Here is a 13,865-nt window from a genome sequence, read left to right as displayed (position 1 = left end):
TCCGAGACGTCACGACCTATGCCCGGATCTGTCCACCCGCCGTGCGGTGCCGCACCACCGAGCCTCCGCGCTGCTTGACGATCTCCAGCTGGGCCTGCACCCGGGTCCGCAGATCGGCGACGTGGCTCACGATGCCGACGCTGCGGTCGCGTTCGCGCAGCGAGTCCAGCACGTCGAGCACCTCGTCCAGCGCCTGGTCGTCGAGGCTGCCGAAACCCTCGTCGATGAAGAGGGTGTCGAGCCGCATGCCGCCCGCCTCGTCGGTGACCACGTCGGCCAGGCCCAGCGCGAGCGCGAGCGAGGCGAAGAAGGTCTCGCCGCCGGACAGCGTGGCGGTGTCCCGCTCGCTGCCGGTCCAGGCGTCGACCACGTGCAGCCCGAGCCCGGAACGCCCTCGTCCGCTCGCCTTGGCGTCGGAGTGCAGCAGGGTGTAGCGGCCGCCCGACATGCGCAGCAGCCGTACCGTGGCCGCGGCGGCGACCTGCTCCAGCCGGGCCGCGAGCACGTAGGCCTCCAGCCGCATCTTGCGCTCGTTGTCCGCGGAGGTGCCCGCGGTGAGTCCGGCGAGCCGGGCCACCCGTTCGTAGGCCTCGCGCAGCGGTCCCAGGGAGCGCAGCTCCCGTTCCACTTGGAGGGAGAGCCCGTCGAGGTCCTTGCACCGGACCCGGGCCGCGTCCACGGCGGACCCGGCCGTACGAAGCTTCGCGGCGGCCAGCGCCGCGTACGCCTCGGCCGCCTCCGGCGCGGCCGGGGGCAGAGCCGCCGCGGCGGCGGTGTCGGCCTCGCCGAGGCGGTCGGCCAGCATGGCCTCCTCCGCCTGCCAGGCGTCCATGCGGCGTTGGAGCCCGCTGCGTTCGTACTCGGGGAGCACGGCGTCGGCCGCCTCCTCGGTGGTGTCGAAGCCGGCCTTGAAGGCGGCGTCGGCGAGCTGGTCGTCGGCCTCCTTGAGCCGGGCGGCGGTGGTTTCGGCCCGGCGCAGCGAGGCGGCCGCGCCCGTGACCATGCGGACCCGGTCCTCCAGGACTCCGGCGCGGGCCGCGACGCTGGGCGCGTCCGCCCGCACGAGGGCCAGCTCCGCTTCCAGCGAGGCCTGTTCCCGGTCGAGCGCCTCGCGGCGCGAAGCCCGCGCCGCGGCCCGGGCCTCGGCTTCGCTCCGCTCGGCGCTGCGCACCGCGTGCTCCCGCTCGGCACGGGCCAGCCGCTCGCGGGCGGTGTGCAGTCCGGCGGCCGCGGCGTGCGCCTCGGCGTGACGGGAGCTCAACTGCGCAGTGAGTTCCATGAGTTCGGCGGTGGTGGCGTCACCGGCGACGGCGGCGGCCTCGGCGCGGGCCTGTCGGACGGCGGCCAGATCGCCCTCCACGCCGGCCCTGCGCTCCTCGGCCCCCTCGAACCGGGCGTGCGCCGCCTCCTCCGCGGCCCGGTCGACGTGACCGGGGGCGGGCCGGGCCGGAGCCGGGTGCTCCGCGGCCCCGCACACGGTGCAGGGCTCCCCCTCCACCAGGGCGGCGGCGAGTTCGGCGGCGATCCCGCGCAGCCGGGTCTCCTTGAGCTCCAGCCAGCGTTCCCGGGCGGCGGCCGACTCCTCGCGCGCGGTGAGCAGTTCGCCCGAGGCCCGCTCCGCGTCGGCGTCGAGGGCGTCGCGCCGCCGGGCGGCGTGCAGGTGCAGCCGGGCGGGCTCCAGCTTGCCGGCGAGCTGCTCGGCCAGGGTCGCGGCCTGCTGGGCGGCGTCCGCGCGCCCGGCCAGCTCGGTCCGGGTGGCGTCCCAGCGGCCGAGCCACTCGGCGGTCTCCTGCTGCTGCTCGTCGGCGGCCCGGGACTCCCGTTCCAGGTCGGCGCGTTCGCGGCCGATCTCGGCGCTGCGCTGCTCGGCGCGGCGGGCGGCTCCGAGGGCTCCGAGATCCTCGCGCAGCCGCTGCTCGACCGCGGCCAGCTGCTCGGTCCCCGCTTCGGCGAGCTGCGGCGGCAGCTCCGCCCGGGCCACCGACTCCGCGTGCGCGGCGGCCATGTGGGCGCCGGCGGCGGCTCCGCGCAGCTCCAGGGCGGGGGCGACGAGGGCTCCGCGCCGAGCCCGGTCGAGCAGGGCGCGCACCCGCTCCCACTCCGGACCGGCCTCGGCGAGCAGGGCCGCCCGACGGGTGGTCTCCGCGTGCCGGCGCTGCAGCCGGTCGAGCTCCCGCGCCTCCTCGGCGGCCCGCCGAGCGGCGGCGTGGCGCCCCTCGACGGCGGCGAGTGCGTACTCGGCGACGGTGAGCCGCTCCCGGGCGGAGCACCGCGCGACGGCGGCCCAGGCACGGATCGCCCCGGCCAGCCCGGGGTCGCCCGGCTGGTGCCGGGGCAGCGGCCAGGCACGCAGGTCCGCGGCGTCCCCGGCGGCCTGGGCGAGCCGCTGGGCGGTGTGCAGCACCTGCTCGTCACCGGCACGGACCTTGGCCTCGGCAGCTCGGCGGCGCTCACCCAGCAGGGTCTCGACGGCGGCGAAGCGCCGGGTGTCGAAGAGCCGCCCCAGCAGCCGTCCCCGCGCCACCTCGTCGGCCCGCAGGAAGCGTGCGAACTCCCCCTGCGGCAACAGCACGACCTGGCAGAACTGCTCGCGGCTCATGCCGAGCAGCTGCTCGACCTCCTCGCCGATCTCCTGATGGGACCGGCTCAGCGCGGCCCACTTCTCCCCGTCGTACTCACGCAGCCAGCTCTGCGCCTTGTCCTTCGTCGTCCCGGTGCCGCGCTTCTTGGGCCGGTCCTGTTCGGGCCGCCGGGTGATCTCGAGCCGCCGCCCGCCCGCGGTGAGCTCGAGGGTGATCTCGGTCGGGGTGTCGGAGGCCGCGTGGTCACTGCGCAGACTGGTACCGGGGGCCTGCCGGGATCCGGGAACGGACCCGTACAGCGCGTAGCAGACGGCATCCAGGACGGAGGTCTTGCCCGCGCCGGTGGGACCGTGCAGCAGGAAGATCCCGGCGCCGGAGAGGGCGTCGAAGTCGATCTCCTGGGGTTCGGCGAAGGGCCCGAAGGCGGTGATGCGGAGCCGGTGCAGCCTCATCGATGGGTCTCCTGCCGGCTGTCCTCGGCCCGTACCTCGTCGAAGGCGCCCTGGAGGACGTCCCGTTCGGCATCGTCGGAGAAACCCCCGCCCCCGCGCACGTGGGCGACGAAGTCCTCGGCGATCTCCCGGTCGCTACGGCCCTTGAGCCGCTGGGCATAGGACCCGCCGGCGTCCTCGCCACGCCCCTCGGGGTCGAAGGCGAGGCTCAGCACATGGGGGAACCGCACGGCGAGCCGGGCCATGGGCTCCTCGGGCCGGACGGCATCGGTGAGCGTCGCCTCCACCCAACAGTCCTCGTACCGGGCGTACGCACTCTCGGAAAGCAGCTCCTCCAGCGGCCCCCGCACCCGGGCGAGCCCGCGCGGCACGGGGGTGTCGACGCGCTCGGTGCTCACGATGTCCCCGCCCTCCCCCATCTCCACGAGCCACATGCTCTTCCGCTGGTCGGCTTCGGAGAAGGAGTAGGCGAGCGGGGACCCGGAGTAGCGGACCCGTTCGTTGATCGTCTGGCAGCCGTGGAGGTGGCCGAGGGCGGCATAGTCGACCCCGTCGAAAACGGAAGCCGGCACGGCCTCGACGCCTCCGACGGTGATGTCGCGCTCGCTGTCACAAGCCTGCCCACCAACAACAAAGGCGTGAGCAAGCACAACGGACCGCGTCCCGGGCGCCCGCCCGGCCAGATCCGCCCGAATCCGGTCCATGGCCGCACTCAGCACGGCCTCGTGACTCACCTTGCCAGCACCGAACTCATCCTTGACCAGCGCAGGCTCCAGATAGGGCAGCCCATAGAACGCCACGTCACCATGCAGGTCGGCCAGCACCACGGGGTCGGCACACCCGGCGGGATCGGTCCGCAGATGAATCCCGGCCCGCCCGATCAGCCCGGCCCCGACTCCGAGACGCCGGGCGGAGTCATGGTTCCCGGAGATCATCACGGTGGGCACACCAAGATCGGCGAGCCGGTGCAGGACCTGGTCGTACAGCTCCACCGCGGGCAACGGCGGCACGGCCCGGTCGTACACATCACCGGCAACGAGCACGGCGTCGACCTCGTGCTCCCGCACGGTCTCGACAAGATGATCGATAAAAGCAGCCTGAGCCCCGAGCAGATTCACCCGGTGAAAGCTCCGCCCCAGATGCCAGTCGGAGGTGTGCAGGAACTTCACTCGCCGGCACCGCCGCGCATACCGTCTCCCCCTGCTGGATGACCCCGCCGGCCGGACCGCGCCGGCCGGACCCTGAACCCCTCTACGCTAACGCCTCCCCGGTGTCGCTCCGTCCCCTTCGTCCCCTCGGGCGCTCAGGGCGCGTAGGTCTCCCCACCGGGTGTGAGGGTGGCGCTGCCGGCGGTGCTGTCGGCCAGCCAGGCCTCGAAGGCGGGCAGGTCCGACTCGGGCAGGGCCACCTCGATCTCCACGGCGGCCCCGTAGGTCACGCCGAGGACGGTCCTGCCGGTGGAGCGGAGGTCGTTCTCGGTCTTGCCGGCCCGTTGGTGGTCGACGGTGACGGTGACCAGCCGGTAGCGGTGGCGGGTGACGGTGCCGAGCGCGTCGAGGGCCTCTCCGACGACCCCGCCGTAGGCGCGGATGAGGCCGCCGGCGCCCAGCTTCACGCCTCCGTAGTAGCGGGTGACGACGGCGACGGCGTAGCGGATGTCCCGACGCGTGAGCATCTGCAGCATCGGCACGCCGGCGGTGCCGCCGGGCTCGCCGTCGTCGCTGGCCTTCTGCACGGAGGCGTCGGCGCCGATGACGTAGGCGTAGCAGTTGTGCGAGGCGGTGGGGTGCTCCTTGCGGATCCGGGCGACGAAATCCTGCGCCTCCCGCTCGGTCGCCGCGGGCGCGAGCGCGCACAGGAACCTGGAGCGGTTGATCTCCGACTCGTGCACACCCTCACGGGCCACCGTCACGTACTGGTCTGCCTTCACCCGTCCACCCTAAGCCGTGGCCCGGGCCCGACCGGCCGGAGAAGAACCGGGCGCCCCGGATGACCGCCTCAGCCGTTGACGACTCCCTGACCACGAACGCGGGCGCGGGCGCGGGCCGCCGGACCCGGGACCGCCTACTGCTCCGGGGCCGGGACCCGGGGAGCGAAGCGCTGATCGGGGTCTGCGTCCTCGCGCCGGTAGCGCAGGACGGTTTCGCGGACGATGTCGAGCCGCCCGGCGGCGATGAGACACGAGACCGGCTCCCGCCCGCCGGCGTCGGCCTCGAAGGCGACCACGACGGGTGGCTCTTCGCCGAGCTGGTGCGTGACCTTCAGGAGCTCGTCGGGCGACGGGGCCCGGAAGACCGGATCGTGAAAGCTGGACGGGCAGCTCACGAGGAGCGGATCGCCGAAGACCAGCTCCAGGCCGTGGTGGTAGGTCAGGTCGTGGTCGGCGGCGAGCTTGAGCTGTGCGCCGTCCCAGGCGATGACCTCCCAGTCCCACCAGGAGCCTTCCGGAAGCTGGATCGCAGCATGTGATCCTTCGGCATCCACCGGCACCAGCGGCCTCCTCATCCCGTCATCCCGTTCGAACGGAGCTACAGGCTACGCAGCGGCTGCGAGCGGTCGGACCGGCGCACATGGGCACCCTGAGGTGGCTACGGGGAATCCGGCATGCGTCTTCTCTGTTGATCGAGCTGGCGGCAATCAGCGGTCAGACGCAGCAGGACCAGCAGCAGCAGGAGGCGGCACGCGTGTACGGCGATCCGGGAACCATTCGCAAGATCCTCACCGAGCTCGGCGACACCTGGGCCGTGGTGGGCCTGTCCAACAATCAGGACCGGGCCGCGTACCGCGTGGCCGAGGTCCTCCAGCGGTACGGCAAGCGCGTGATCCCCGTGCACCCCAAGGCCGAGACGGTCCACGGCGAGCAGGGCTACGCCTCGCTGGAGGCGATCCCGTTCAAGGTGGACGTGGTGGACGTCTTCGTGAACAGCGCGCTTGCGGGTGCGGTCGCCGACGAGGCCGTCGCGAAGGGGGCGGAGGCCGTCTGGTTCCAGCTGAACGTGGTCGACGAGGCCGCCGCCGCCCGTACTCGCGCGGCCGGACTGGACATGGTCATGGACCGCTGCCCGGCGATCGAGATCCCCGCCCTCTGAGGCCCCCGGGGACCTCCCGGCCTCCCGGCCTCCCGGCCTCCCGGCCTCCCGGCCTCCCGGCCTCCCGGCCCTTCAACTCTTTCAACGCGGCCCAAGTATCCAAACCGCCCAAACGGTACGAATACTTGAGACCGCGCCTCCCCGTCGGGGTCTGCCGCGCACCTCGGACCGACCCCGACCAGGGAGCCCCGCCGTGATCAGTCATGCCCACAGCCGTGCCGAGAGCCATGCCCGCATCGCCGTCCTCGACCTCGACGGGACCTTGGCGGAGGGGTCGGTGGCGCCGCCCTTCGTGGAGTCCCTCATCGCCGGCGGCGTCTGCGATCCGGCGGCCGGGCGAGCAGCGCTCGACATGATGGCCGGCTACCAGCGGGGCACTGCGGCCCACGCCCCTTCCGCGGCCGCGGCCTACGACCACCTCGCGCGGGCCCTCGAAGGCGCCGCCCGGACCGACGTGGAGCACGCGGCCCAAGTCGCCTGGCCCGCGGCCCGGAAGAAGATATTTCCCTTCGCCGACGAGCTCGTACGCCTCCTGCACGCGGCCGGGCTGCGGACGGTGCTGATCTCGGGGAGCCCGTACGAGATCGTCCGGCGCGCGGCGGCGGAGCTGGGCATCGGCGAGGCCCACGGCATGCGGGCCGAGTTCCGGCGCGGCCGCTGCACCGGCACCCTCACCACGACGCCGGCCCTGCCCGGCGGCAAACGCGCGGCCCTGCGCACCGCGACCAGGGGCGGCGCCGTGGACCGCCGGAGCTCCTTCGCCATCGGGAACTCCCCCTCCGACGCCGAGGTGTTCGAGCAGGTCGGGCTGGCGGTCGCCTTCGAACCGGACCCGATACTGCGGGGCTGGGCCATGGACCGGGACTGGATCACGGCCGACCGGGGCAACGTACTGGCCGTCTGCCAGGACCTGATCGCCACGCACCCGGTGCTGGGCGCGGCAGGCCACGTGGCGCACCGGAACGCCGGCCTGGGAGTCGCCGGCTCCCGCTGACCCCGGGCCGGCCTCGCCGCTCACCCGTGGGCGGTCACCGGCGGGATGGAGACCGCCATGGTCATCTCCATCGGACCGGGCCCCTCGTTGCGGTAGGCGTGCGCGGCGTCCGCCTCGAAGGAGACGGCCCCGCCGGCCGGTACGGCGTACGTCTCGTCGGCGACCAGCAGGGTCAGCTCGCCCAGCGTGACGTGCAGCATCTCGAAGGTGCCCGGCGGGTGCGGGTCCGAGGCGGTCCCCTCGCCGGGCTCCAGCCGGTAGGTCCACATCTCCACCGGCCCCCGCCGGTCGTCGCCGAGCAGCATCCTCGCGCCGCTGCCGCCCTCGGTGGACCACATCCGCACCCCTTGCCCCGGCAGCACCACATGTACCCGCGGACCGCGGTCGTGGTCGAGGAGGGTGGTGATGCTGACGCCGAGCGCGTCGGCGAGTTTGACCGTCGTGCCGACGCTGGGGTTCGTACGGGCCTGCTCGATCTGGATGATCATGCCGCGGCTCACCCCCGCCCGGGCGGCGAGGGCCTCCAGGGTGAACCCGCGCTCCCCGCGCCAGCGCTTGAGGTTGCGGCCGAGCGCCTGGGTGAGCTGCTCGAGATCCGACACCGTTCCCTCCACTCCCTACACTTCGTACAATATTTTGGATGACAGGGTTCAACAGACTGAACTACCGTGTGCTGTACTTCATCGTGTACTTCACCGTTCAACGCACTGTACTGCGAGGCCTGCCATGACCGCCCTGTTCGCCTTGGCCACCGCCGTCCTGTGGGGCCTCGCCGACTTCGGCGGCGGGCTGCTCACCCGCCGGATACCGGCCCTCACCGTGGTCGTGGCCTCCCAGGTCCTCGCCGTCCTCGTGCTGGGCGCGGTCGTCCTGGGCACCGGTGCCTGGCGGGAGGCCGGACCGCAGCTCTGGTTCGCGGTGGGGGCGGGGCTGGTCGGTCCGGTGGCGATGCTCAGCTTCTACAAGGCGCTCGCCCTCGGCCCGATGGGCGTGGTCTCCCCGCTCGGATCGCTCGGCGTGGTGGTGCCGATGGCCGCGGGGCTGCTCCTGGGCGAGCGGCCCGGCGCCGCCCAGCTCGCCGGGATCGCGGTGGCCGTCGTGGGCATCGTCCTCGCGGGCGGACCCGAGCTGCGCGGCGCTCCCGTACAGCGGCAGGCCGTCGTCCTCACCCTCGTCGCGGCCTTCGGCTTCGGCGCGGTGATGGCCCTGATCGCCCCCGCCTCCTCGACCGTGCCGGGTCTTTTCCTCGCGCTCTTCGTCCAGCGCGTCACCAACGTCGCCGTCGGCGGCACGGCCCTGTGGGTGCGGACCCGGCGCGGAGTGCCGGCCCTCCCGGAGGGTACGGGCGGCCTGCGGGTCCTCTGGAAGCTGCTGCCGGCGCTCGCCTTCGTCGGCCTCGCCGACGTCGCGGCGAACGGCACCTACTCCATCGCCGCCCAGCACGGCCCGGTCACCACCGCCGCCGTGCTCTCCTCCCTCTACCCGGTGATCACCGCCCTGGCCGCCTTCGCCGTCCTCAAGGAACGCCTGCGCACCGTCCAGGCGGCGGGCGCGGGCCTGGCCCTGGCCGGCACGGTCCTCCTGGCGGCGGGCTGAGGCGCGCTCGGGTGCGTCACAGACCGGTCACGGGCACCACACGGCCGCCGCGACCCGGACCCCGCCCCGGCACCTGCCCGGGCCGCCGTGCCCAACGGCGTCGGTCAGGTCCTGCAGACCGCCCAGGACGGCGCGCAGGCCGCGGGGTTCTTCCTGCTCGGCTCCACCGACGCCCTCGGGCGGCACCGCATGCAGGTCCTCGACCGGAACTGGAAGGTCTGCTCACAGGCGCCGTCCGCCGGCACACAGGCCGCCGCCGACACGAAGATCGTGTTCAACACGGTCAAGCTCGAAGAGGCCTGCCCCTGACCCACCGGCTCCCGCTGCCCGGCGACGGGGCGGCAGGTGCGGCCCCCACCTTCACTCCTGCTCCGTCACGTCCGCCAGTGCGCGCAGCTGCTCCGGTGTCACCCCGTCGGGGATCGGGACCGGCGCCGGGGTGCGCAGCGGCGGCTGCCAGCCCGTCTCGGGGTCCCAGCGGCGGACGATGCGCGCCGGTGCCCCGGCCACCACGGCGTGGTCCGGCACCTCGCCCCGTACGACGGCGCCCGCCGCCACCACGACGTTGCGGCCCAGCCGCGCCCCGGGCAGGATCACCGCGCCGGTCCCCAGCCAGCAGCCCGGGCCGATCTCCACCGGCGCACTGCGCGGCCACTGCTTGCCGACGGGCTCGTGCGGGTCGTCGTAGCTGTGGTTGGTGGAGGTGATGTACACCCCGGGACCGCAGAAGGTGTCGTTGCCGATCGTGATCCGGGTGTCGGCGATGACGTGGCTGTCGCGGCCGATGACCACGCCGTTGCCGAGGACCAGGACCGGTTCGGCGCCGAGGTCGAGGTCCGGCATCATCCCGGCGGTGAGCGTGACCTGTTCCCCGATGATGCAGTGGTCGCCGAGCCGGATCCAGGGCGCACCGAAGACCGTGCCCTGCGGGAAGGCGAGCCGGGTGCCGTGTCCGATCGCGCCGAAGCGCAGCCCTCCGGGGGTCTGGGCGGTGACCGCGCCGGCCCGCTGCATCCAGCGCCAGCCCGCGTGGACCGCGCGCCCGGCGAGCCGGCGGCGCAGTCCCGTCAGGGAAGAGAGCGCCGCCTGAGAAGAGAACGTGTTCTGGTTCTTCGCCACCGGGTCACCGTAGCGCGCCGGGGGCCAGGGCCGCGCCGTGATCTTCACCCCATCCCCGGGGGTGCGGGCGGCGTGGCCTACGGTTCCGGTAGCGCGACGCGACGTACCGGAAGAGGAAGAGAACACATGACGCAGCAGGCGGCCCAGGCACTCGTGGCGGGTGTCGGCGGGAAGAACCCCGAGATCGACCCGACGGCGTTCACCGCTCCCACCTCCGTCGTGGTCGGGGACGTACGCCTCGGGGCGGGCGCGAGCATCTGGTACTCGGCCGTGCTCCGCGCGGACTGTGGGCCGATCACGCTCGGCGCCGACAGCAACGTGCAGGACAACTGCACCGTGCACGTGGACCCCGGTTTCCCGGTCTCCATCGGCGAGCGCGTCTCCATCGGGCACAACGCCGTCGTGCACGGCTGCACCGTCGAGGACGACTGCCTGATCGGGATGGGCGCGACGGTCCTCAACGGTGCGGTGATCGGCGCCGGCTCGCTGGTGGCCGCCCAGGCGCTGGTCCCGCAGGGCATGATCGTCCCGCCCGGCTCGCTGGTCGCCGGCGTCCCGGCGAAGGTGCGGCGCGAGCTGACCGCGGAGGAGCGCGAGGGCATCAAGGTCAACGCCCTCATGTACACCGAGCTGGCCAAGCAGCACAGCGCCTCGGTGACCCCGGGCGCGTAACGCGCGCACCTCTCCCCTTTCCGCCCTCGGGCGGAAAGGGGAGAGGCAGGTTCTCAGTCGGTGAGCACGGTCGGAGCGGCCGACGCCTGCCCCGGCACCTCGGCCGCGTCCGGGGCCGCAGCCGCGTCCGTACCGGCCTCGGCCCGCGCCGCCGCGGCCGCCTTCTTCATCCGTCCGCGCACCACCACGGTCATGGCGAGCCCGCAGACGAGGGCCAGGGCGAGGGCCACCCACGAGAACCCCTTCAGCCAGGGCTCGGCGACGATCCCGATCGAGTAGATGACGGCCGTCGTACCGCCCGCCCACAGGATCCCGCCGAGGACGTTCGCGATGAGGAACCGCCAGTACGGCATGTGCAGCACGCCCGCCAGCGGCCCTGCGAAGATCCGCAGCAGCGCCACGAACCGGCCGAAGAAGACGGCCCACATGCCCCACTTGTCGAAGGAACGCTCCGCCATGGCCACCTGGTCCGGCCCGAAGTGCTTGGGGAAGCGCCGGCCCAGCCGCTCCAGCATCGGCTTCCCGCCCCGGCGCCCGATCGCGTAGCCGATCGAGTCGCCCACGATCGCCCCGGTGGTCGCGCAGATGCCCAGCACCACGGGGTCGATGTGCCCCTGCTGCGAGGCCAGCAGCGCCGAGCTGACCAGGACGATCTCCCCCGGCAGCGGGATGCCGAGGCTTTCCAGTCCGATGACGAGCCCCACCAGGAGGTAGATGCTGACCGCCGGAATCGTCTCCAGCCATTCCTGGACCACCGGTACGTCCTCCCGAGTTGTTCCGCCCGGCCCGCCCCCTGTGGCGGGCCGAACGGGCAGCCTATCCGGTCGCCACCACAGTCTTTGCCCGCAGCGGCAGTTCGCGGGAGGAACGCCCCGCGAACACCTCGCGGCGTCCCGTCCCCACCACCCACGCGTCCCGCCCGGGATCCCAGGAGGACAGGGTGCGCGCGTCGAGGTCCATGACGATCCGCCGCTCCTCGCCGGGTTCGAGGGTGAGGCGCCGGTACCCGGCCAGGGCCCGGACCGGCTGGTCCAGTTTCAGGTCCGGGGACGGGCCCACGTAGACCTGGGCCACCTCCGTGCCCGTGCGGCGTCCGGTGTTGCGGACGGTGAACTCCACGCGCAGCCCGCCGTGCTTCCCGTGCGCACCGCCCCGCCGGACCGCCAGCTTCTCGTACGCCCAGGTCGTGTACGAGAGCCCGTGCCCGAAGGGGAACAGCGGAGCCACCCGCTGCTGGTCGTACCAGCGGTGGCCCACATGCACCCCCTCGGTGTACTCCTGCCGCCCGCCCACGCCCGGGTAGCGCACCGGGTCCGCGCCGACCGGGGTCGCCCGCTCGTCGGCCGGGAAGGTCTGGGTGAGGCGGCCGCCCGGTTCCGCGTCGCCGAACAGCACGTCGGCGGTGGCGGCCGCACCCTCCTGCCCCGGGTAGTACATCTGGAGGACCGCTCCGGTACGCGGGAGCCACGGCATGGTCGTACCGGAGGAGGTGTTGAGCACCACCGTGGTGCGCGGGTTGGCGGCGGCGACCGCCTCGATCAGCGCCGCCTGGCCGCCGGGGAGCCCCAGGGAGGTGCGGTCGCTGCCCTCGGTGGCGTCCTCGTAGGCGAACAGCACCACGCTGCGGGCCGCCTTGGCCGCCTTGACGGCCTCGGCGACGTCGGCGGCCCGGGTCGCCTTCGTGGTGTGCCGCAGCCGCAGCCGCTGCCCCTTGGGCCCGCCCTCGGCGAAGACGGCGAGGCGGTGGTCGCCCGCCTTGAGCGCGAGGGTGCGGCGGCGCACGGTGCGGCCGTCGGGCGCGGCGCCGAGCAGTCCCCCGGCGAACTGCTCGGCCACGCCCTGCCGTACGGGGAACAGCTCCTCCCCGTCGAGCCGGACGGCCGGCCGTTTCCCGGTGTAGTGGACGAGCAGGGTCCACTCGTCGTCGGCGGCCAGCCGGAAAGTCCCCTCATAGCCCCAGGTGCGCCCGGGTGCCACCGCCCGGTCGTCGAGTCCGGCGTCGGGCGCCAGCAGCTTCGCCGGCAACGGGCGCCCGTAGAGGTCCTCGCCGAGGGCGTAGCCCACCGTGGAGCCGCTCCCGGCCCGCCGCCGGATCTCGTCGAGGGGGGCGGCGGCCGCGTTCGGCACCACGTGGGCGCTTCCGCCGCCACCGACGAAGGGGGTCCGCCCGGTGGGGCCGATCACGGCGATGGAGCGGGCGGCGGAGCCCGCCAGCGGGAGGGTGGCCCGCTCGTTGCGCAGCAGGACGGCTCCGGCGGTGGCGATCTGCCGTGCGGTGCGGGCCCCGGCGGCGGCGTCCCGGGCGGGCCGGGCGGCCGGGTGCCCTGCGAGCAGTCCGAAGCGGTCCATGGTGGTCAGGATCCGGCGTACGGCGAGGTCCACGGTGTCCTCGTGGACGGAGCCGCCGCGCACCGCCTCGCGCAGCGGGGCGCCGTAGTGGGTGCCCGCGGGCATCTCCATGTCGAGGCCGGCGCCGATCGAGGCGACGGTGCTGTGGGTGGCGTCCCAGTCCGACATCACCCAGCCGTCGAACCCCCAGCGCCCGCGGAGCAGTTCGTGTAGGAGCGGCTTGTTCTCGCAGGCGTAGACCCCGTTGACCTTGTTGTAGGCGCCCATCACGGCGCCGGCCCCGGCGGCCACGGCGGCTTCGAAGCCCCGTAGCTCCGTCTCGTGGAGGGTCTGTTCGGCGGCGATCACGTCGACGGTGTCGCGGCCCTTCTCCTGGTTGTTGAGCGCGAAGTGCTTGACGGTGGCGATGAGCCCCTCGTCCTGGATGCCCCGGACGACCTCGGCGACCAGGTCGGCCGTCAGCTTCGGGTCCTCCGAGAACGTCTCGAAGTTCCGTCCGGCGTACGGGGTGCGGATGAGGTTGGCCATCGGCGAGAGGAGCACGTCGATGCCCAGCGCGCGGCCCTCGCGGCCGATGACCCTCCCGTACGCGCGGGCGAGCGCCGGGTCGAAGGCGGAGGCGAGCAGGACCGGCGCGGGCAGCGCGGTGGCGGGTTTGGCGACGCGTACCCCGGCCGGGCCGTCGGCGAGGCGGAGCGCCGGGATGCCCAGGCGCGCGATGCCCGGCACGTAGCCGGCCTGGCCGAGCGGTTCCGGGTCCGGGCCGCCGTGCAGCAGGACGGTCTTCTCCTCCAGGGTGAGCCGGTCCAGCAGGGCGTCGACCCGGGCGGCGCTGCCGGCCGCGGGAGCGGCGGCGGGGGACGCGCCGGAGGCGGAGGCCTTACGGGGCTGCGCGCCGGGCGGCGGCGCGGGCACACAGCCGGCCGCGCCGAGGGCGGCGCCGAGGCCGCCCAACGCCCCGAGGAGGCGCATCGCACGGCGTCTGGACACGGCCTCGCTCATGGGCGCTCCC

At 73.9% G+C, this 13,865-nt stretch carries 13 protein-coding genes; 5 read left to right on the top strand and 8 right to left on the bottom strand.

Annotated elements, in window-relative coordinates; translation table 11 throughout:
- Positions 1–16: 16 nt before the first annotated feature.
- From ACE1OC_RS34130 to ACE1OC_RS34115, 4 genes are all read right to left on the bottom strand, one after another.
- The gene (locus ACE1OC_RS34130; protein WP_407840209.1) at positions 17–3,034 is read right to left on the bottom strand and encodes an AAA family ATPase; all 3,018 of its coding nucleotides are present in this window, start codon (positions 3,032–3,034) and stop codon (positions 17–19) included.
- Positions 3,031–4,203 carry an exonuclease SbcCD subunit D gene (locus tag ACE1OC_RS34125; RefSeq protein WP_407840208.1) on the bottom strand — a complete coding sequence of 391 codons (1,173 nt, stop codon included), beginning with the start codon at positions 4,201–4,203 and terminating at the stop codon, positions 3,031–3,033. Before ACE1OC_RS34125 ends, ACE1OC_RS34130 begins: the two co-directional genes overlap by 4 nt.
- Before the next feature lie 134 nt (positions 4,204–4,337).
- Entirely contained in the window at positions 4,338–4,964 is a 627-nt protein-coding gene (locus ACE1OC_RS34120) for a YigZ family protein (RefSeq protein WP_407840207.1), read from the bottom strand.
- Between the two features lie 134 nt (positions 4,965–5,098).
- Positions 5,099–5,524, bottom strand: a complete 426-nt coding sequence (locus ACE1OC_RS34115; protein ID WP_407840206.1) for a hypothetical protein — start codon at positions 5,522–5,524, stop codon at positions 5,099–5,101.
- Positions 5,525–5,718: 194 nt separating this feature from the next.
- On the opposite strand from ACE1OC_RS34115, the gene ACE1OC_RS34110 reads away from it, so the two are divergent.
- Both ACE1OC_RS34110 and ACE1OC_RS34105 read left to right on the top strand, forming a co-directional pair.
- Positions 5,719–6,123 carry a CoA-binding protein gene (locus tag ACE1OC_RS34110; RefSeq protein ID WP_274551681.1) on the top strand — a complete coding sequence of 135 codons (405 nt, stop codon included), beginning with the start codon at positions 5,719–5,721 and terminating at the stop codon, positions 6,121–6,123.
- A 193-nt stretch (positions 6,124–6,316) separates the two neighbouring features.
- Positions 6,317–7,117, top strand: coding sequence for an HAD family hydrolase (locus tag ACE1OC_RS34105; RefSeq protein ID WP_407840205.1), 801 nt, complete (start codon positions 6,317–6,319; stop codon positions 7,115–7,117).
- Positions 7,118–7,137: 20 nt separating this feature from the next.
- Here the strand turns inward: ACE1OC_RS34105 and ACE1OC_RS34100 are convergent, their stop codons facing one another.
- Positions 7,138–7,719 (bottom strand): helix-turn-helix domain-containing protein, encoded by a 582-nt coding sequence (locus ACE1OC_RS34100; protein WP_407840204.1) that lies wholly within the window; start codon positions 7,717–7,719, stop codon positions 7,138–7,140.
- A gap of 124 nt (positions 7,720–7,843) precedes the next feature.
- Between ACE1OC_RS34100 and ACE1OC_RS34095 the strand changes: the two genes are divergently transcribed.
- On the top strand, positions 7,844–8,713 hold the full coding sequence (locus tag ACE1OC_RS34095) for an EamA family transporter (protein WP_407840203.1): 870 nt from the start codon (positions 7,844–7,846) through the stop codon (positions 8,711–8,713).
- An 87-nt stretch (positions 8,714–8,800) separates the two neighbouring features.
- On the top strand, positions 8,801–9,022 hold the full coding sequence (locus ACE1OC_RS34090; protein WP_407840202.1) for a hypothetical protein: 222 nt from the start codon (positions 8,801–8,803) through the stop codon (positions 9,020–9,022).
- 51 nt (positions 9,023–9,073) lie between these two features.
- On the opposite strand, the gene ACE1OC_RS34085 is transcribed toward ACE1OC_RS34090, so the two are convergent.
- A complete protein-coding gene (locus tag ACE1OC_RS34085) occupies positions 9,074–9,832 on the bottom strand; it encodes an acyltransferase (protein ID WP_407840201.1) in 759 nt (252 codons plus the stop codon).
- 126 nt (positions 9,833–9,958) lie between these two features.
- Between ACE1OC_RS34085 and ACE1OC_RS34080 the strand changes: the two genes are divergently transcribed.
- On the top strand, positions 9,959–10,504 hold the full coding sequence (locus ACE1OC_RS34080; protein ID WP_250740209.1) for a gamma carbonic anhydrase family protein: 546 nt from the start codon (positions 9,959–9,961) through the stop codon (positions 10,502–10,504).
- 53 nt (positions 10,505–10,557) lie between these two features.
- On the opposite strand, the gene ACE1OC_RS34075 is transcribed toward ACE1OC_RS34080, so the two are convergent.
- The gene (locus tag ACE1OC_RS34075) at positions 10,558–11,259 is read right to left on the bottom strand and encodes a DedA family protein (protein WP_407840200.1); all 702 of its coding nucleotides are present in this window, start codon (positions 11,257–11,259) and stop codon (positions 10,558–10,560) included.
- Positions 11,260–11,320: 61 nt separating this feature from the next.
- Entirely contained in the window at positions 11,321–13,855 is a 2,535-nt protein-coding gene (locus tag ACE1OC_RS34070) for a beta-glucosidase family protein (RefSeq protein WP_407840199.1), read from the bottom strand.
- Positions 13,856–13,865 lie beyond the last annotated feature (10 nt).

The organism is Streptomyces stoeckheimensis, assembly GCF_045822005.1.
GTDB classification, from domain to species: domain Bacteria; phylum Actinomycetota; class Actinomycetes; order Streptomycetales; family Streptomycetaceae; genus Streptomyces; species Streptomyces stoeckheimensis.
The sequence above is the reverse complement of the archived record's forward strand: the minus strand, read 5'-3'. Positions and strand labels throughout refer to the sequence as shown.